The following is a 16,912-nucleotide window of genomic DNA, read 5'->3' on the forward strand; positions in this document are numbered from 1 at the left end:
CCTGTGGCGGATGGTGTTGATGAGGCGTCTGGGACTAGGCTGGGCCGCATGTCAAGTAAGACCGCGGCCCGATCCGGCAGCAAAAAGAGCAGGTCAGGGGCTACGCCTCGGTCCGGCTCCGGGGCAAACGCCAAGGGCAAGCGGCCCGCCCCGCGCAAGCCGTCGACCGCCCGCAGCGCGCCGGCCAAGCGTCCGGCGCGCCCGGCGCCGCAGGGATCGGCCGTCGGTACCGCCGGCGTCGCCGTCGGCCGCGCGAGCCGGGCCACCTGGCTGCTGTTGGCCCGCGGCGCCGGCGGCACCGTCCGCTCGGCCGGCCGCGCCCAGCACATCGAGCCCGATCACCGCCGCGACGGCATCGGGCTGGCCCTGCTGCTGCTGGCCGCGGTGGTGGCGGCCGCGTCCTGGTTCGACGCCGCCCCGCCGGTCGGGGGCTGGATCGACACCGCGCTGCGCAGCCTGCTCGGCTCCGGTGTGATGGTGCTGCCGGTGGCCCTTGCGGTGGCCGCCATCGTGCTGATGCGCACCGAGCCGGACCCGGAGTCGCGGCCCCGGCTGATCCTGGGCGTGCTGATGGTGGCGCTGCCGGTGCTGGGCCTGTGGCACCTGTGGTCGGGCTCCCCGGCCGATCCGGTCGCCCGGCGCAGCGCGGCCGGCTTCGCCGGCTTCGCCCTCGGCGGTCCGCTGTCGGACGGCCTGACCGTGTGGTTGGCCGCGCCGCTGCTGTTCATGGCCGCGGTCTTCGGCGTGCTGCTGATCACCGGAACCTCGGTCCGGGACGTGCCCGCGACGCTGCGCACCATGTTCACCGCCCGGCTGGACCGCGACCACGACGTCTACGACGCCTACGACGCCTACGACGACTACGACGAGGACTACGCCGACTACGACGAGTTCGCCGACGACTACCCCGGCGACCCGGCCGAGCCCGACGACGGCGACGGGCCCGGTCGTCGCCGCGGGTCGCGGCGCGGCGACGCCGCCACCCGGGAGCTGCCGCGCGGCGCCGCGGGCCCGGTCGACGACTTCTCCGACGGCTACTACGACGACCCGTCCCACTACGGGGACACCGACGAGGCGTCCTGGCAGGGCGCCAGCCCCGCCGACAACTACCCGCTGACCGAGCCGGCGCCGCGGACCCGCAAGCGCCCGGCCAAGCCGGCCCGCGCCGCCGCCGCGGCGCCCGCCGCGGCGCCCGCCGCCGAGTCCGACAGCATCGACACCACCGCGCTGGACCGGGTGGTGGAGGGGACCTACGCGCTGCCGACGCTGGACCTGCTCTGCGAGGGCGATCCGCCGCGGCGGGCCAGCCGGGACAACGACCGGATCATCGCCGCGATCTCCGAGGTGCTGTCCCAGTTCAAGGTCGACGCGACCGTCACCGGCTATCAGCGCGGACCGACCGTCACCCGCTACGAGATCGAGCTCGGGCCCGGGGTCCGGGTGGAGCGGTTCACCCAGCTGCAGCGCAACCTGGCCTATGCGGTGGCCAACGAACACATCCGGCTGCTCGCCCCGATCCCGGGCAAGTCCGCCGTCGGCATCGAGGTGCCCAACTCCGACCGCGAGCTGGTCCGGCTGCGCGACGTGCTCAGCGCGCCGAGCACCCGCAAGGATCACCACCCGATGGTGTTCGGCATCGGCAAGGACGTCGAGGGCCACTTCGTCAGCTACAACCTGGCCAAGATGCCGCACCTGCTGGTGGCCGGCTCCACCGGCTCGGGTAAGTCCAGCTTCATCAACTCGATGCTGGTCTCGCTGCTGCAGCGGGCCACCCCCGAGGAAGTCCGGATGATCCTGATCGACCCGAAGATGGTGGAATTCCCGCCGTACCAGGGGATTCCGCACCTGATCACGCCGGTGATCATCGACCCGAAGAAGGCCGCCGCCGCGCTGGCCTGGCTGGTCGAGGAGATGGAACAGCGCTACCAGGACATGAGCGCCAGCGGGGTGCGGCACATCGACGACTTCAACGCCAAGGTGCGCTCCGGGGAGATCACCGCGCCGCTGGGCAGCGAGCGGGTCTACCGGCCGTACCCCTACATCCTGTGCGTGGTCGATGAGCTCGCCGACCTGATGATGCAGGCGCCGCGCGACGTCGAGGACGCCATCGTGCGGATCACCCAGAAGGCCCGCGCCGCGGGCATCCACCTAGTGCTGGCCACCCAGCAGCCGGTGGTGTCGGTGGTCACCGGCCTGATCAAGGCCAACGTGCCGTCCCGGATGGCCTTCGGGGTCACCAACGCGACCAACTCGCGGGTCATCCTCGACCAGGTCGGCGCCGAGAAGCTGACCGGCAAGGGCGACGGGCTGTTCCACCCGTCCGAGTTGCCCAAGCCGATCCGCGTGCAGGGCGCCTTCGTCAGCGACGAGGAGATCCAGGCCGTCGTCGCGTTCACCAAGGCGCAGGCCGAGCCGGAGTTCATCGAGGGCGTCACCGTCAAGACCGTCGAGAAGCGCGAGATCGACAGCGACATCGGCGACGACATGGACGTCCTGCTGCAGGCCGTCGAACTGGTGGTGTCCAGCCAGTTCGGCTCCACCTCGATGCTGCAGCGCAAGCTGCGGGTCGGTTTCGCCAAGGCTGGCCGGTTGATGGACCTGATGGAGACCCGCAGCATCGTCGGGCCCTCGGAGGGTTCCAAGGCGCGCGAGGTGCTGGTCAAGCCCGACGAGTTGGCGGGCACCCTGGCGCTGATCGCCGGCGGCAGCGACGCGGTGGGCGGCTGACGGCTACACCACCGCCAGCGGCCACACCACAGCCAGCGGCTACAAAACCGCCAGCATCCGGGTGTTGCCCAGGATGTTCGGTTTGACGTAGCTCAGGTCGAGGAACTCCGCCACGCCGATGTCGTAGGAGCGGCACATCTCCTCGTACACCTCGGCGGTGACCGGGGTGCCCTCGATCTCGGCGAAGCCGTGCCCGCCGAAGAACTCGGTTTCGAAGGTCAGCACGAACAACCGCTTGAGCTCCAGGGTGCGGGCCACCTCCAGCAACTTGACGACGATCGCGTGCCCGACGCCGCGGCCCTTGACCCGCGGATCGACCGCAACGGTGCGCACCTCGCCGAGGTCGGCCCACAGCACGTGCAGCGCCCCGCAGCCGACCACCGTGCCGGACAGCTCGGCGACCCAGAATTCCTGCACGGATTCGTAGAGCGTGACGAGGTTTTTCTCCAGCAGAATCTTGCCGGCGTAGGTGTCGACCAGCCGCTTGATCGCCGGCACATCGGAGGTGCGGGCGCGCCGAACTTCGATGACCTCGACCTGCTGCCCGGCACCGGCGTCCACGGATGCACAGTAGGGCCTCCGGGCCCGGTGACGCCAACCGATATCCTGTGGCCGTGTCGGGGCTCCCACCCGCCGGAGACCCGGCGTCACCAGCGAGCGTATTCAACGTCGCCAATTTCCTGACCGGCGTGCGCCTGGTGCTGGTTCCGGTGTTCCTGCTGGCGCTGTTCGCCGACGACGGTCACGACCCCGCCTTCCGGGTGGTGGCGTTCGTGATCTTCACCGTGGCGGTCGTCACCGACCACCTGGACGGCCGGATCGCCCGCAGCTACGGCATGGTGACCGAGTTCGGCAAGCTCGCCGACCCGATCGCCGACAAGATGCTCATCGGCGCGGCGCTGATCGGCCTGTCCATGCTGCAGGACCTGCCGTGGTGGGTGACCCTGGTGATCCTGGCTCGGGAGATCGGCGTCACGCTGCTGCGGCTGGCGGTGCTGCGCCGCGGCGTCATCCCGGCCAGTCGCGGCGGCAAGCTCAAGACGCTGGTCCAGGCCGTGGCGATCGGTCTGTTCATCCTGCCGCTGCACGATTGGCCGGCGCCCTGGCTCACCACCGCCTGGGTGGTGATGTGGGCGGCGATCGTGCTGACCGTCGTCACCGGAGCCGATTATCTGATCTCAGCGCTGCGCGGCGGGAACCAATCATCGCGCGCCTGACGTTGAACCTCAGGACGGTCGGCGGTGTCACGACGCTCGACGGTGCTACGACGGACGAAGGAGAATCCGAATGACGGCTCTGCTGCGCGAGGCGATCGGCGAGGAGCTGCGCCGGACCCGTATTGCACAGGGGCGCACGCTGCGGGAGGTGTCCGATTCGGCGCGGGTGAGCCTGGGGTACCTGTCGGAGGTGGAGCGCGGCCGCAAGGAGGCCTCCAGTGAACTGCTGAGCGCGATCTGCGGTGCCCTGGACCTGCCGTTGTCCAGGGTTCTGCTGGGCGCGGGGGAGCGGTTGAACCGCAGCGAACGGGTCGGTGCCGCGCACATCGACCGCGCCACCAAGGTGGTCATTCCGCCGGTTCCGGCGATGGCGGTTGCCTGATCGGCCGTTTTTTGGCCGTTTCGGGCGTGATGTCGGCGGGCCGAGCCGATAGGGTTTGAAAGCAGAACGGCGCGGCGGCGAACGCCGCGCGGGATCGATCAACGACAGCGAAGGTGGAGCAAAGTCATGGCCAACCCGTTCTCCAAGGCGTGGCGTTACCTGATGGCGCTGTTCAACTCGAAGATCGACGAGCACGCCGATCCGAAGGTGCAGATTCAGCAGGCCATCGAGGAGGCGCAGCGTCAGCATCAGGGTCTGACCCAGCAGGCCGCCCAGGTGATCGGTAACCAGCGTCAGCTGGAGATGCGGCTCAATCGTCAGCTCGCCGACATCGAGAAGCTGCAGGTCAATGTGCGTCAGGCGCTGACGCTGGCCGACCAGGCCGCCGGCACCGGTGACGCCGCCAAGGCCACCGAGTACACCAACGCCGCCGAGGCGTTCGCCGCCCAGCTGGTCACCGCCGAACAGAGCGTGGAGGACCTCAAGACCCTGCACGATCAGGCGCTCGGTGCGGCCAGCCAGGCCAAGCGGGCCGTCGAACAGAACGCGATGGTGCTGCAGCAGCGCATCGCCGAGCGCACCAAGCTGCTCTCCCAGCTGGAGCAGGCCAAGATGCAGGAGCAGGTCAGCGCGTCGCTGCGGTCGATGAGTGAGATCGCCGCCCCCGGCAACACCCCGAGCCTGGAGGAGGTGCGCGACAAGATCGAGCGCCGCTACGCCGACGCGATGGGCGCCGCCGAGCTCGCGCAGAACTCGGTGCAGGGCCGGATGATGGAGATTCAGCAGGCCAGCGTGCAGATGGCCGGGCACAGCCGGCTCGAGCAGATCCGTGCGTCGATGCGCGGTGACACGCTGCCGGCCGGCGGGTCCGCCGCCCCGGCGACGCCCACCCAGCTGCCGACGCCGGAAAATCCGTTGGGCCACTGATGTCCGGCGGGTCGCTTTCCCGGGCGGTGCGGGGATTGCTGCAGCGCGGGGTCGACGCGGCCAGCGAGGCCGCCGACACCGCGGCGCACACGCTGCGGCTGGCCGCCGACCCGCGGGCCCGCCAGCTGCGCAAACGCCGGTACGCGTGGTGGCTGGGAACGGTCTTCACCGGCGCCATGCTGACGCTGATCGGTGTCACCGCGCTGCTCGCGCTGTGGGACCTGCCGCCCTGGGCGCTGCTGATCCCCGGGCTGATGGCGGCCGCCGCGGCCTTCCCGGCGACGCTGGCGTTCCTGCGGTTCCGCCGGCTGCGGGCCCTTCCGCTGCCCACCCCGCGGCCAGCCAACAGCCGCAAGCTGCCGCCGCACGGTTCGGCGGCCCGCCCGGCCATGTACGCCCTGGGCGCCTCCGAGCGCGGGCTGTTCTCGCTGCTCGGGGTTCTCGAGCGCGGCGACCTGCTGCCCGGCGAGGAGCTGCGCGAACTGACCGAGGCGGCCAACCACGCGTCCTCGACGATGACGGCCACCGCGGCCGAGGTGGTGTCCATGGAGCGGGCGGCCGCGACGAGCCCGGACAGCCGCAGCTTCCTGGTGCCGACCATCAACGCCTACACCACCCAGCTCAGCGCCGGTGTGCGTCAGTACAACGCGATGGTCACCGCCGCCGCGCAACTGGTGTCCTCGGTCAACGGCGGACCCGGTGCCGCGTCGGCCTCGCCGATGTCGGCCCAGCGCTACCGCGGCGAGCTGATCGGTGCCACCGACCGGATGCTCGGCTGGGCCGACGCCTTCGAGCAGCTCGGCCAGCTGCGCCGGGCCTGAGTCAGAGCCGGGGCCGCAGCGCCGGGATGACCGCGCCGATCAGGCCGCGGACCAGCGCCTTGGTCATGTCCAGCACGTCGAAGTAATCCCGCCACAGGGTGATCCGGCCGTCGTGCACCTCGAACACCCCGCACACCCAGAAGGTCAGCTGCACCGGGCCGACCCGCAGCAGGTCGGTCCGCTCGTTGAGCACGGTCGGGCCGTCCTGGGCGCTGCGGTGTACCCGGACGTCGAAGCCCAGGGCGGGCCGGCGCATGGCGGCGAACACCTGCAGCACCCGCCGGGACCCGCGCAGCCGGGAGAATCCGACGTTCTCGTAGACGATGTGGTCGTCGATCAGGCTGGCCGCGGTGTCCAGGTCGGTGTCGCGCAGCGCCGCCAGGAATCGATCGACCACCGCGACGTTGGTCGCACCGGTGCTGAGGTCATGCAATTCGGTCATGGCGCCCACCTTAAGGTGAGCCGGTGGAGCAGAACCGGCCAATCCGAGTCGCCGTCGTCGCCGGACCGGATCCCGGGCACGCCTTGCCGGCGCTGGCGCTGTGCCTGAAGTTCGCCGCCGCCGGTGACGATCCGATCCTGCTGACCGGCCGGAGCTGGCTGGACACCGCGCGCGAGGCCGGGATCACCGCCACCGAACTGCTCGGCCTGGACGTCACCGAGGACGACGACGACAGCGATCAGGGCGAGAAGATCCACCGGCGGGCGGCCCGAATGGCGGTGCAGAACGCGCCGGTGCTGGCCGACCTGGCCCCGGATCTGGTGGTCTCCGATGTGATCACCGCGTGCGGCGGGATGGCCGCCGAACTGCTCGGGTTGCCGTGGATCGAGCTGTGCCCGCATCCGCTGTACCGGCCGTCGAAGGGGCTTCCCCCGATCGGCAGCGGCCTGGCGCCGGGCACCGGGTGGCGCGGCCGGCTGCGTGACACCGTGATGCGGGCGCTGACCGCCCGCTCGCTGCGGGTCGGGGAGCGGCAGCGCACCGCCGCCCGGGCCGGCATCGGGCTGCCGGCCCGCGATCCCGGCCCGCTGCGCCGGCTGATCGCCACCCTGCCGGCCTGCGAGATGCCGCGGCCGGACTGGCCCGCCGAGGCGGTGGTGGTGGGGCCGCTGCACTTCGAGCCGACGAGCGCGGTGCTCACCCCGCCGCCGGGCGACGGGCCGCTGGTGGTGGTGGCCCCGTCCACCGCGACGACCGGGACCGCCGGCCTGGCCGAGCTGGCGCTGACGGCGCTGGTGCCGGGCCAGACGCTGCCGGCCGGGTCCCGGCTGGCGATCTCCCGGCTGTCCGGACCGGAGCTGACGCTGCCGGCCTGGGCGACCGCCGGGCTGGGCCGTCAGGACGAGCTGCTGCGGCAGGCCGACGTGATGATCTGCGGCAGTGGGCACGGCATCGTCGCCAAGACCCTGCTGGCCGGGGTGCCGATGGTGCTGGTGCCCGGCGGCGGCGACCAGTGGGAGATGGCCAACCGGATGGTGCGCCAGGGCAGCGCGCTGCTGATCCGGCCGCTGACCGCCGAGGCGCTGGCCGCCGCGGTCGGCGAGGTGCTCGCCGACGGCGGCTTTCGCCGGGCCGCGGTGGCCGGGGGCGCCGGCCTCGACGGGCTGGCCGATCCGGTCGTGGTTTGCCGGGACGCCCTCGTCGGTCGCAACGGGTAGGTTGATCCGGTGCGGCTGACCGAATTTCACGAACTCGTCTACGCGCAGTTCGGTACCGTCCGCGGCTCCTCGATGCTGGTCGATCACGTCCTCAGCGGGCTCGGCGGGCGCACCGCGGCCCAGGCCGTCGAGGCCGGGACCGAACCCCGCGATGTGTGGCGGGCGCTGTGCGCCGACTTCGACGTACCCCGCGATCAGTGGTGAGCCGCCGGTGACGACCTTCGTGCTGGTGCATGGCTCCTGGCACGGGCCGTGGTGCTGGGAACGGCTGATTCCCGAGCTGGACCGGTGCGGGCACCGCGCGGTGACGCCCCAGCTGCCCTCGGCGGATCCCGCGGCGAGCTTCGCGGACTACGCCGACGTGGTGGCCGCGGCCGTCGACGACGACGACACCGTGCTGGTCGGGCACTCGCTGGCCGGCTATCTGCTGCCGCTGGTGGCCCAGCGCCGGGCGGTCCGCCACCAGGTGTACCTGGCGGCGCTGGTGGCCGAGCCGGGCCTGAGCTTCGCCGAGCAGCAGCGCCGTGACGGCATGCTGAACCCGGCGTATCGCGGCGCGCTGCGCCCGGTCGCCGGCGGCACCGAATGGGTCGACCGGGACCTGGCCCGGGAGCTGTTGTTCTCCGACTGCGACGAGCCGACCGTGGCGGCCGCGTTCGGGCGGCTCAGTGGGCAGGCGAACCACCCGCTGCGCCAGCCCGCCGCCGACGCCGAGCCGCCCGCGGTGCCGACCACGTATCTGGTCTGCACCGAGGACCGGATGCTGGATCCGTCCTGGTCCCGGCGGGTCGCCGAGCGGCGATTGGGGGTGCGGGCGGTCGAGCTGGCGGGCGGGCACAGCCCGTTCTATTCCCGGCCGGAGGCGCTGGCCGCGGTGCTCGTGGGTCTCATCTGACCCATCTGACACATCGCGGCGCGCCTACTTGCGGTCGAACACCTGTTCGCTAAACTGGCCGCACGTTCGGTGGAACGGATCTGTCGGTGGCCCGGTCTAACGTCACAGACAACCGACCGAGCCCGGTCACCGACCATCATCTTCCGGAGAGGCAAAACCATGGCACAGCGAGTCCCCGACCGCGAAAAGGCCCTCGAACTGGCAATGGCCCAGATCGAAAAGAACTTTGGCAAGGGCTCGGTGATGCGGCTCGGCGAGGAGGCGCGCCAGCCGATCGCCATCATCCCCACCGGATCGATCGCCCTGGACGTGGCGCTGGGCATCGGCGGCCTGCCGCGCGGCCGGGTCGTCGAGATCTACGGCCCGGAATCCTCGGGTAAGACCACCGTGGCGCTGCACGCGGTCGCCAATGCCCAGGCCGCCGGCGGCATCGCGGCCTTCATCGACGCCGAGCACGCGCTGGACCCGGAGTACGCCCGGGCGCTGGGCGTGGACACCGACGCGCTGCTGGTGTCTCAGCCGGACACCGGCGAGCAGGCGTTGGAGATCGCCGACATGCTGATCCGCTCCGGCGCGCTGGACATCCTGGTCATCGACTCGGTGGCCGCGCTGGTGCCGCGCGCGGAGATCGAGGGCGAGATGGGCGACAGCCACGTCGGTCTGCAGGCCCGGCTGATGAGCCAGGCGCTGCGGAAGATGACCGGTGCGCTGAGCAACTCGGGCACCACCGCGATCTTCATCAACCAGCTCCGCGAGAAGATCGGGGTGATGTTCGGGTGTTTCTCCTACGGCACCCGGGTCCAGTTGGCCGACGGATCCACCGAGAAGATCGGCAAGATCGTCAACCAGAAGATGGACGTCGAGGTGATGTCCTACGACCCGGTCACCGACCAGATCGTGCCCCGCAAGGTGGTGAACTGGTTCAACAACGGGCCGGCTGAGCAGTTCCTGCAGTTCACCGTCGAGAAGTCCGGCGGCAACGGTCGCTCGCAGTTCGCCGCGACCCCGAACCACCTGATCCGGACTCCGGCCGGGTGGACCGAGGCGGGCGATCTGATCGCCGGTGACCGGGTGCTGGCCGCCGAGCGTCATCTGCTCAGCGACCAGCAGTTCCAGGTCATCCTCGGTTCGCTGATGGGTGGCGGCAACCTGTCCCCGAATCTGCATGACCGCAACGGTGTCCGGTTCCGGATGGGCCACGGTGCCCGCCAGGCCGACTACCTGGAGTGGAAGACCGCACTGCTGGGCAACATCGGGCACTCGGTGCGCGAGAACGACCAGGGGGCGCGGTTCGTCGACTTCACCCCGCTGCCCGAACTCGGCGAGCTGCGGCGCGCGGTGTACCTCGGCGACGGGAAGAAGTTCCTGTCCGAGGACTACCTGAAGGCGCTGACCCCGCTGGCGCTGGCGGTCTGGTACATGGACGACGGGTCGTTCACCGTGCGATCCAAGGGCGTGCAGCAGCGCACTCAGGGTGGCAGCGGGCGCATCGAGATCTGCGTTGAGGCGATGGCCGAGGGCACCCGGGAACGGTTGCGGGACTATCTGCGTGACACCCACGGTCTCGATGTCCGGCTGCGTTCGGCCGGTAGCGGCAAGTCGATGCTGACCTTCTCGACCGAGGCCACGGCGAAGTTCCAGGAACTGGTGGCGCCCCACATGGCGCCGTCCATGGAGCACAAGCTGCTGCCCCGGTTCCGCGGGCTCGGCACCGTTGAACCCCGGTTCGTCGAACCCGCACAGCGGCTGGTGCCGGCCCGGGTGCTCGACGTCCAGGTCAAGCCGCGCACCCGGTCGATGAACCGCTTCGACATCGAGGTGGAGGGTAATCACAACTATTTCGTCGACGGCGTGATGGTGCACAACTCGCCCGAAACGACCACGGGCGGAAAGGCGTTGAAGTTCTACGCCTCGGTCCGGATGGACGTGCGCCGAATCGAGACGCTCAAGGACGGCAGCGACGCGGTGGGTAACCGCACTCGGGTCAAGGTCGTCAAGAACAAGGTCAGCCCGCCCTTCAAGCAGGCCGAGTTCGACATCCTGTACGGCAAGGGCATCTCCAAGGAGGGCTCGCTGATCGACATGGGTGTCGACCAGGGCTTCATCCGCAAGTCCGGGTCCTGGTTCACCTACGACGGCGAGCAGCTGGGTCAGGGCAAGGAGAACGCCCGCAACTACCTGCTGTCGAACCCGGACGTGGCCGCCGAGATCGAGAAGAAGATCAAGGAGAAGCTCGGCATCGGGGCGGTCCTGAACGACGAGCTGTCCGATGACGCGGTCCCCGCGCCGGTCGACTTCTGAGCCTGATTCTGGGTCGGCGGCCGACACCGCCGCCGACCCAGAATCGGCCGCCAAGCGGGTGGCGCAGGCGCAGAACGTCTGCCTGCGGCTGCTCACCGCGCGGGCCCGAACCCGCGCCGAGCTGACCGACCGGCTGACCGGACGCGGATACTCCGACCACGTGATCGCCACCGTGCTCGGCCGGCTGGAACGCGCCGGCCTGCTCGACGACGCCGAGTTCGCCCGGGAATGGGTGCGATCCCGCCAGCAGTTCGCCGGCAAGGGCAAACGCGCGCTGGCGGTCGAACTGCGCAACAAGGGCGTCGACGCCGAGATCATCGCCGAGGCCCTGGCCGGCATCGACGCGGACACCGAACGGCGCCGGGCCGAGGAGCTGGTCGCCGCCCGGCTGCGCCGGGAACGGCTCGTCGACGGCGACGAGATGAAGGTCACCCGCCGGCTGGCCGGCATGCTGGCCCGCCGCGGCTACTCCTCGGCGATGGCGTTCGACGTGGTCAGCGTCGCGCTGGCCGGGGAGCGGGAACGCCGCCGGGTGTAGCGACCGAACCAGGCCGCGGTATCCCTCAGTCCCCGGGCACGATGGGCGTGCCGTCGGCGTCCAGAAGGTCGGGATCCATCGGTTCCGGGGCGCGTTTGGACCGGCGCATCCGCTTCTCGATCCACACCGCCAGCGCCGAGAGCGCGAAGTTGGCGGTGATCATCAGCACCGCGATCACCGACAGGGCGGGCAGGTAGTTGCCGTACTGGGAGCCGATCACGGTGCCCTGACGGACCATCTCCATGAAGGTGATCTGGTAGCCGATCGCGGTGTCCTTGAGCACCACCACCAGCTGCGACACGAGTACCGGCAGCATCGCGGCGATGGCCTGTGGCAGCTCAATCATCCGGGTGGTCTGCCACCAGCTCAGCCCCAGCGAACTGGCCGCCTCGGTCTGCCCGCGCGGCAGCGAGCGCACCCCGGTGCGGATGATCTCGGCGATCACCGCGCCGTTGTAGAGCGTCAGGCCGGTCACCACGCCGGCCAGCGCCAGCTGCTGGGACGGAAACACGCCGTACAGCGCGAACAGGAAGTAGGCGAAGATCATCATGATCAGCACCGGCACGGCGCGGAAGAACTCGACGATCACCGCGGCGGGCCGCTGCAGCCACCGGTTGGGCGAGAGCCGGGCAACCCCGAGCGCGACACCGAGGATGCCGGCCAGCACCACCGACAGCGCGGCCGCGCTCAAGGTGCCCTGCACGCCCGGCCACACGTAGGTCCGCCACAGGTCGGCGGTCAGGAACGGCTTCCACTTCGCGGCGGCCAGCTGGCCCGCGTCGGCCAGCTGCAGCAGCACCACCGCCAGCACTGCGACCGCGATCACCAGCACGGCCGCCGAGATCACCCGGTTGCGTACCCGCGCCCGCGGCCCGGGCGCGTCGAACAGCACCGACCCGCTCATCGGAGCACCGCCAGCCGAGTGCCGAGGCGGCCGAACAACAACCCCAACGGCAGCGTCAGGATGATGAACCCGACCGCGAAGATCGAACCGACCACCAACAGCATCGCGGTGTTCTCGATCATCTCGCTCATCAACAGCGCCGCCTCGGTCACGCCGATCGCCGAGGCGATGGTGGTGTTCTTGATCAGGGCGATCAGCACCGACCCCAGCGGTACCAGCACCGCGCGAAAAGCCTGCGGCAGCAGGATGAGTCGCAGGTTCTGGCCGAAGGTCAGGCCCAGCGAGCGGGCCGCCTCGGCCTGGCCCAGCGGAATGGTGTTGACGCCCGAGCGCAGCGTCTCGCAGACGAAGGCCGCGGTGTAGACGCTCAATCCGAGCACCGCGAGCCGGAAGTTGCTGTCCACCACGAAGCTGGACGAATCCGTATGCGCCAGCGTCACGCCCAGCGTCTGGGCCAACCCGAACGAGCAGAACAGCAGGATCAGCGTGAGTGGGGTATTGCGCACGACGTTGATGTAGACCGTGCCGAGCCAGGCCAGCACCGGGACCGGGGACAGCCGCATCGCGGCCAGCGCGGTGCCCAGCACCAGCGCGCCGATCGCCGAAAACACCGCCAGTTGAATGGTCACCCAGAACGCCCGCAAGATCTTGGCGCCGTACTCGCCGAGCAGGTCGACATCGGCCACGCCGGCGACATTCGTGTACCGATCGGGCTGCGGCGGGATGGGCGTGGGAATGCCGGCCGGGCCCAGGTTGCGCTGGAAGGCCTGCGCCCACGCCCCGGTGCTGATCATCTTCTCCAGCGCGGCGTTGACCTGCTCGCGGAGCTCGAGATCTTCCCTGTGCAGTCCGATGCCGTAGTTCTCCACCGAGAACGGCTCACCGGCCAGCTTGAACTTCCCGGGGTACTGGGCGGCGTAGCCGGCCAGGATCACCTCGTCGGTGCTCAGCGCGTCCATGATCCCGTTGTTCAGCGCCTCCAGGCACGCCGAGTAGGTGTCGTACACCTGGACCTGCACCCGCGGATACATCTGTTTGATCCGTTGCGCCGGCGTCGACCCCTTCACCGAGCACAGCTTCTTGTTGTTCTCCAGCGACTGCGGTCCGGTGATGTCGGTCTCGCCGGCCCGGACCAGCAGGCCCTGGCCGGTGACCAGGTACGGCCCGGCGAAGCCGACCTTCTGCTTGCGGGCGTCGGTGATCGAGTAGGTGGCGACGATGTAGTCGACCTGACCGTTCTGGATCAGCGTCTCGCGCTGCGGGGACGGCGCCTCCTTCCAGTCGATCTCATCGGGGGAGTAGCCCAGTTCCTCGGCGACGTAGCGCGCCACGTCGACGTCGAAGCCGGCCATCGACCCGTCGGGCAGCTTGGCCGCCAGGCCGGGCTGGTCGAACTTGGTCCCGATGGTGATCTTCTTGCCGCCATCGGAGCACGACGTCAAGCCCAGCGGGACCAGCACCGCCAACAGCACCAGCGCGAGCAGCCGCAACGGCCGAGACGCCATGGTCATGCGCCCTCCCACGTCAGTGGTTGAGGATCTTGCCGAGGAAGTCCCGGGCCCGATCCGAACTCGGATTGGAGAAGAACGTCTCCGGGTCGGCGTCCTCGACCACGGCCCCGTCGGCCATGAACACCACCCGGTTGGCGGCGCGGCGGGCAAAGCCCATCTCGTGGGTGACCACCACCATGGTCATGCCCTCGCTGGCCAGCGCGGTCATCACCCCCAGCACCTCGTTGACCATCTCCGGATCCAGGGCGCTGGTCGGCTCGTCGAACAGGATCGCCTTGGGCGTCATCGCCAGCGACCGGGCGATGGCCACCCGCTGCTGCTGCCCGCCGGACAGCTGCGCCGGATACTTGTCGGCCTGATTGGCCACCCCAACCCGTTCCAGCAGCTCCATGCCGTGCTTGCGGGCCGCGGCCTTGTCCATCCCGCGGACCTTGATCGGGGCCAGCGTGACGTTGTCCAGGATCGTCTTGTGCGCGAACAGGTTGAACGACTGGAACACCATCCCGACGTCCGAGCGCAGCTGCGCCAGCCGTTTGCCCTCCTCGGGCAGTTCGACGCCGTCGATCTCGATGGTGCCCGAGTCGATGGTCTCCAGCCGGTTGATGGTCCGGCACAGCGTCGACTTTCCGGAGCCCGAGGGGCCCAGCACCACCACGACTTCGCCGCGGGCGATCTCCAGATTTATCTCCTTGAGCACGTGCAGCTGCCCGAAGTGTTTGTTCACTTTGCGGATCGCGATCATCGGCGTACCGCCGTTGCCCTCCATGGGCAGTAGACCCTACTCAGCAGGCGGCACTGATGCGGCGATTTCCGGTGCCGCGGGCGGCTGCCTACCATGGTTGGGTGACTGTGGCCCCCACGCGCACCTATCAGGTGCGCACCTACGGCTGCCAGATGAATGTGCATGACTCCGAACGTCTGGCCGGCCTGCTCGAGGACGCCGGCTACCTGCGTGCCGCCGACGACGCCGACGCCGACGTGGTGGTGTTCAACACCTGCGCGGTGCGGGAGAACGCCGACAACAAGCTGTACGGCAACCTGTCGCACCTCGCGCCGCGCAAGCAGGCCGACCCGAACATGCAGATCGCCGTCGGCGGCTGCCTGGCCCAGAAGGACCGCGCCGCGGTGCTGACCCGGGCGCCCTGGGTCGACGTGGTGTTCGGCACCCACAACATCGGTTCGCTGCCGGCGCTGCTGGACCGGGCCCGGCACAACCGGGTCGCCCAGGTGGAGATCCTCGACGCGCTGGAGGAGTTCCCGTCGAACCTGCCGGCGGCGCGCGAATCGTCGTATGCGGCGTGGGTGTCGATCTCGGTCGGCTGCAACAACACCTGCACCTTCTGCATCGTGCCGTCGCTGCGCGGCAAGGAGGTCGACCGCCGCCCTGGCGACATCCTCGCCGAGGTGACCGCGCTGGTCGAGCAGGGTGTGCTCGAGGTGACCCTGCTCGGGCAGAACGTCAACGCCTACGGGGTGTCCTTCGCCGACCCGGACACCCCGCGGGACCGCGGCGCGTTCGCCGCGCTGCTGCGGGCCTGCGGCGGCATCGACGGCCTGGAGCGGGTCCGGTTCACCTCGCCGCACCCGGCCGAGTTCACCGACGACGTCATCGAGGCGATGGCGGCGACCCCGAACGTCTGCCCGCAACTGCACATGCCGCTGCAATCGGGCTCCGATCGCATCCTCAAGGAGATGCGGCGGTCGTATCGGGCCGAGAAGTTCCTGGGCATCGTCGAGCGGGTCCGCGCCGCGATGCCGCACGCCGCCCTCACCACCGACCTCATCGTCGGCTTCCCGGGCGAGACCGAGGAGGACTTCCAGGCCACCCTCGACGTCGTCGAGCGGGCCCGGTTCGCCAGCGCGTTCACCTTCCAGTACTCGCCGCGCCCCGGCACCCCGGCGGCCGAGCTGGCCGACCAGGTGCCCGCCGAGGTGGTCAAGGAGCGCTACGGCCGGCTGATCGAGCTGCAGGAACGCATCTCCCTGCAAGAAAACCAGGCCCAGATCGGCCGCCGCGTCGAACTGCTCGTCGCCGCCGGCGAGGGCCGCAAGGACGCCCGCACCGCGCGGCTGACCGGCCGGGCCCGGGACGGCAGGCTGGTGCACTTCGACCCGGGCCCGGCGGCCGCCGACATCCGGCCCGGGGACGTCGTCGACACCGTCGTCACGGCCGCCGCCCCGCACCACCTGATCGCCGACGGCGGCATCGCGGGGCACCGCCGCACCCGCGCCGGCGACGCGCACGAGGCCGGTCAGCGGCCCGTCACCAGGCCAAGCGTCGGGCTGGGGATGCCCGCGCTGGGCCGCCCGGCAGCCCCCGTCCCGTCCCCAACCGGTTGTGAAAGCGGATGTGCCCAGTGAATGAGAAACAGAGTCCCGACCGCGCCTTCGAGGCCTACCGCGGAGACATCAACGCCGTCCAGCGCCGAGTGGCCCGTGAGATCGACCCGGGGGCGCGCGCCCTGGTGGTCGCGATCCTGGTCTTCGTGCTGATTGTGGCGCTGCTGCTGCCGCACACCGGCGGCGTCAACGGGATCGACGTGCTGCTCGGCGGCGACGACGCCCGGGCGGCCCGGGTGGCGCTGCCGCACCGCATCTTCTGCTGGCTGGCCCTGGTGTTCGGGGTCGGGTTCTCCATGCTGGCGCTGCTGACCCGGCGCTGGGGGATGGCCTGGACCGCGGCGGCCGGCTCGGGAATCGGGTGCGTCTTCGGGATGCTGGCGGTGTGGAGCCGGCAGACCGCGACCGCCGGACTGCCCGGTCCCGGCGTCGGCCTCTACCTGGCCTGGGTCGCGGTCATCCTGTTGACCTTCCACTGGATCCGGGTGGTGTGGGAGCGCACCGCCGCCCAACTGGCCGAGGAACAACTGCAGCGCCAGGCCGCCGAAGAGCAGCCGCAGGAGGGCCTGCTGCGGCGCAATGAGCGCAAACACGGCGCCGTGGCGGGTGATCCGCCCGCCACCAGCGAACCCGCCAAGAACAGCGGTCCCGCCGCCAACAGCGACCCCGAACCCGAGGTCGACTCCTAGA

At 70.3% G+C, this 16,912-nt stretch carries 17 protein-coding genes and 1 pseudogene; 12 read left to right on the top strand and 6 right to left on the bottom strand.

Annotation, left to right across the window (positions count from 1 at the left end; translation table 11 throughout):
* Window positions 1–48: 48 nt before the first annotated feature.
* Entirely contained in the window at window positions 49–2,727 is a 2,679-nt protein-coding gene (locus G6N10_RS01990; RefSeq protein ID WP_085094372.1) for an FtsK/SpoIIIE family DNA translocase, read from the top strand.
* 39 nt (window positions 2,728–2,766) lie between these two features.
* Here G6N10_RS01990 and G6N10_RS01995 read toward each other — a convergent pair whose 3' ends face one another.
* On the bottom strand, window positions 2,767–3,288 hold the full coding sequence (locus tag G6N10_RS01995) for an amino-acid N-acetyltransferase (RefSeq protein WP_085094370.1): 522 nt from the start codon (window positions 3,286–3,288) through the stop codon (window positions 2,767–2,769).
* Between the two features lie 53 nt (window positions 3,289–3,341).
* Between G6N10_RS01995 and pgsA the strand changes: the two genes are divergently transcribed.
* The 4 genes from pgsA (at window position 3,342) to pspM (ending at window position 6,074) form a co-directional block, all read left to right on the top strand.
* A complete protein-coding gene (gene pgsA / locus G6N10_RS02000) occupies window positions 3,342–3,944 on the top strand; it encodes a CDP-diacylglycerol--glycerol-3-phosphate 3-phosphatidyltransferase (protein WP_234810483.1) in 603 nt (200 codons plus the stop codon).
* Between the two features lie 70 nt (window positions 3,945–4,014).
* The gene (locus tag G6N10_RS02005; RefSeq protein WP_085094365.1) at window positions 4,015–4,326 is read left to right on the top strand and encodes a helix-turn-helix domain-containing protein; all 312 of its coding nucleotides are present in this window, start codon (window positions 4,015–4,017) and stop codon (window positions 4,324–4,326) included.
* 126 nt (window positions 4,327–4,452) lie between these two features.
* Window positions 4,453–5,253, top strand: a complete 801-nt coding sequence (gene pspA, locus G6N10_RS02010) for a phage shock protein PspA (RefSeq protein ID WP_085094363.1) — start codon at window positions 4,453–4,455, stop codon at window positions 5,251–5,253.
* Window positions 5,253–6,074 carry a phage shock envelope stress response protein PspM gene (pspM, locus tag G6N10_RS02015; RefSeq protein WP_085094361.1) on the top strand — a complete coding sequence of 274 codons (822 nt, stop codon included), beginning with the start codon at window positions 5,253–5,255 and terminating at the stop codon, window positions 6,072–6,074. The genes pspA and pspM overlap by 1 nt, the downstream gene beginning before the upstream one ends.
* 1 nt (window position 6,075) lies before the next feature.
* Here the strand turns inward: pspM and G6N10_RS02020 are convergent, their stop codons facing one another.
* Window positions 6,076–6,516, bottom strand: a complete 441-nt coding sequence (locus tag G6N10_RS02020; RefSeq protein ID WP_085094359.1) for a limonene-1,2-epoxide hydrolase family protein — start codon at window positions 6,514–6,516, stop codon at window positions 6,076–6,078.
* A 41-nt stretch (window positions 6,517–6,557) separates the two neighbouring features.
* Between G6N10_RS02020 and G6N10_RS02025 the strand changes: the two genes are divergently transcribed.
* The 5 genes from G6N10_RS02025 to recX all read left to right on the top strand — a co-directional run bounded on the left by G6N10_RS02025 (window position 6,558) and on the right by recX (window position 11,467).
* Window positions 6,558–7,733, top strand: a complete 1,176-nt coding sequence (locus G6N10_RS02025) for a glycosyltransferase (RefSeq protein WP_085094509.1) — start codon at window positions 6,558–6,560, stop codon at window positions 7,731–7,733.
* 9 nt (window positions 7,734–7,742) lie between these two features.
* Window positions 7,743–7,937, top strand: a complete 195-nt coding sequence (locus G6N10_RS02030; protein ID WP_085094357.1) for a DUF3046 domain-containing protein — start codon at window positions 7,743–7,745, stop codon at window positions 7,935–7,937.
* Between the two features lie 7 nt (window positions 7,938–7,944).
* Window positions 7,945–8,628 carry an alpha/beta fold hydrolase gene (locus G6N10_RS02035; RefSeq protein WP_163742158.1) on the top strand — a complete coding sequence of 228 codons (684 nt, stop codon included), beginning with the start codon at window positions 7,945–7,947 and terminating at the stop codon, window positions 8,626–8,628.
* 159 nt (window positions 8,629–8,787) lie between these two features.
* Complete coding sequence (gene recA / locus G6N10_RS02040; protein WP_085094352.1) at window positions 8,788–10,929, top strand: intein-containing recombinase RecA; 2,142 nt, start codon at window positions 8,788–8,790, stop codon at window positions 10,927–10,929.
* Window positions 10,898–11,467, top strand: a complete 570-nt coding sequence (gene recX, locus G6N10_RS02045; protein ID WP_085094350.1) for a recombination regulator RecX — start codon at window positions 10,898–10,900, stop codon at window positions 11,465–11,467. The genes recA and recX overlap by 32 nt, the downstream gene beginning before the upstream one ends.
* 25 nt (window positions 11,468–11,492) lie before the next feature.
* Here the strand turns inward: recX and G6N10_RS02050 are convergent, their stop codons facing one another.
* From G6N10_RS02050 to G6N10_RS02060, 4 genes and pseudogenes are all read right to left on the bottom strand, one after another.
* Window positions 11,493–12,371, bottom strand: a complete 879-nt coding sequence (locus G6N10_RS02050) for an amino acid ABC transporter permease (protein WP_085094348.1) — start codon at window positions 12,369–12,371, stop codon at window positions 11,493–11,495.
* The gene (locus G6N10_RS20230; protein WP_234810491.1) at window positions 12,368–13,042 is read right to left on the bottom strand and encodes an amino acid ABC transporter permease; all 675 of its coding nucleotides are present in this window, start codon (window positions 13,040–13,042) and stop codon (window positions 12,368–12,370) included. Before G6N10_RS20230 ends, G6N10_RS02050 begins: the two co-directional genes overlap by 4 nt.
* A gap of 33 nt (window positions 13,043–13,075) precedes the next feature.
* Window positions 13,076–13,876: pseudogene (locus G6N10_RS20235) on the bottom strand (glutamate ABC transporter substrate-binding protein); the annotation flags it as partial.
* A 19-nt stretch (window positions 13,877–13,895) separates the two neighbouring features.
* The gene (locus G6N10_RS02060; RefSeq protein WP_085094505.1) at window positions 13,896–14,624 is read right to left on the bottom strand and encodes an amino acid ABC transporter ATP-binding protein; all 729 of its coding nucleotides are present in this window, start codon (window positions 14,622–14,624) and stop codon (window positions 13,896–13,898) included.
* 56 nt (window positions 14,625–14,680) lie between these two features.
* Here G6N10_RS02060 and miaB point away from each other — a divergent pair, with 56 nt between their 5' ends.
* Together miaB and G6N10_RS02070 are read left to right on the top strand one after the other, a co-directional pair.
* Window positions 14,681–16,243: a tRNA (N6-isopentenyl adenosine(37)-C2)-methylthiotransferase MiaB gene (gene miaB, locus G6N10_RS02065; RefSeq protein WP_085094346.1), complete on the top strand. Its 1,563-nt coding sequence runs from the start codon at window positions 14,681–14,683 to the stop codon at window positions 16,241–16,243.
* Window positions 16,231–16,911, top strand: coding sequence for an Rv2732c family membrane protein (locus tag G6N10_RS02070; protein ID WP_085094344.1), 681 nt, complete (start codon window positions 16,231–16,233; stop codon window positions 16,909–16,911). The genes miaB and G6N10_RS02070 overlap by 13 nt, the downstream gene beginning before the upstream one ends.
* The last annotated feature ends 1 nt before the right edge of the window (window position 16,912 follow it).

It is taken from the genome of Mycolicibacterium fallax (assembly GCF_010726955.1).
GTDB classification, from domain to species: Bacteria; Actinomycetota; Actinomycetes; order Mycobacteriales; family Mycobacteriaceae; genus Mycobacterium; species Mycobacterium fallax.

Bases quoted from the DNA above. Each gene is read 5' to 3' on its own strand.
- G6N10_RS02020 (WP_085094359.1), bottom strand. From the start codon at position 6,516: ATGACCGAATTGCATGACCTCAGCACCGGTGCGACCAACGTCGCGGTG.
- pspM (WP_085094361.1), top strand. From the start codon at position 5,253: ATGTCCGGCGGGTCGCTTTCCCGGGCGGTGCGGGGATTGCTGCAGCGC.
- pspA (WP_085094363.1), top strand. From the start codon at position 4,453: ATGGCCAACCCGTTCTCCAAGGCGTGGCGTTACCTGATGGCGCTGTTC.
- recA (WP_085094352.1), top strand. From the start codon at position 8,788: ATGGCACAGCGAGTCCCCGACCGCGAAAAGGCCCTCGAACTGGCAATG.
- miaB (WP_085094346.1), top strand. From the start codon at position 14,681: ATGCGGCGATTTCCGGTGCCGCGGGCGGCTGCCTACCATGGTTGGGTG.
- G6N10_RS02005 (WP_085094365.1), top strand. From the start codon at position 4,015: ATGACGGCTCTGCTGCGCGAGGCGATCGGCGAGGAGCTGCGCCGGACC.
- recX (WP_085094350.1), top strand. From the start codon at position 10,898: ATGACGCGGTCCCCGCGCCGGTCGACTTCTGAGCCTGATTCTGGGTCG.
- G6N10_RS01990 (WP_085094372.1), top strand. From the start codon at position 49: ATGTCAAGTAAGACCGCGGCCCGATCCGGCAGCAAAAAGAGCAGGTCA.
- G6N10_RS02070 (WP_085094344.1), top strand. From the start codon at position 16,231: ATGTGCCCAGTGAATGAGAAACAGAGTCCCGACCGCGCCTTCGAGGCC.
- G6N10_RS02060 (WP_085094505.1), bottom strand. From the start codon at position 14,624: ATGATCGCGATCCGCAAAGTGAACAAACACTTCGGGCAGCTGCACGTG.
- G6N10_RS02050 (WP_085094348.1), bottom strand. From the start codon at position 12,371: ATGAGCGGGTCGGTGCTGTTCGACGCGCCCGGGCCGCGGGCGCGGGTA.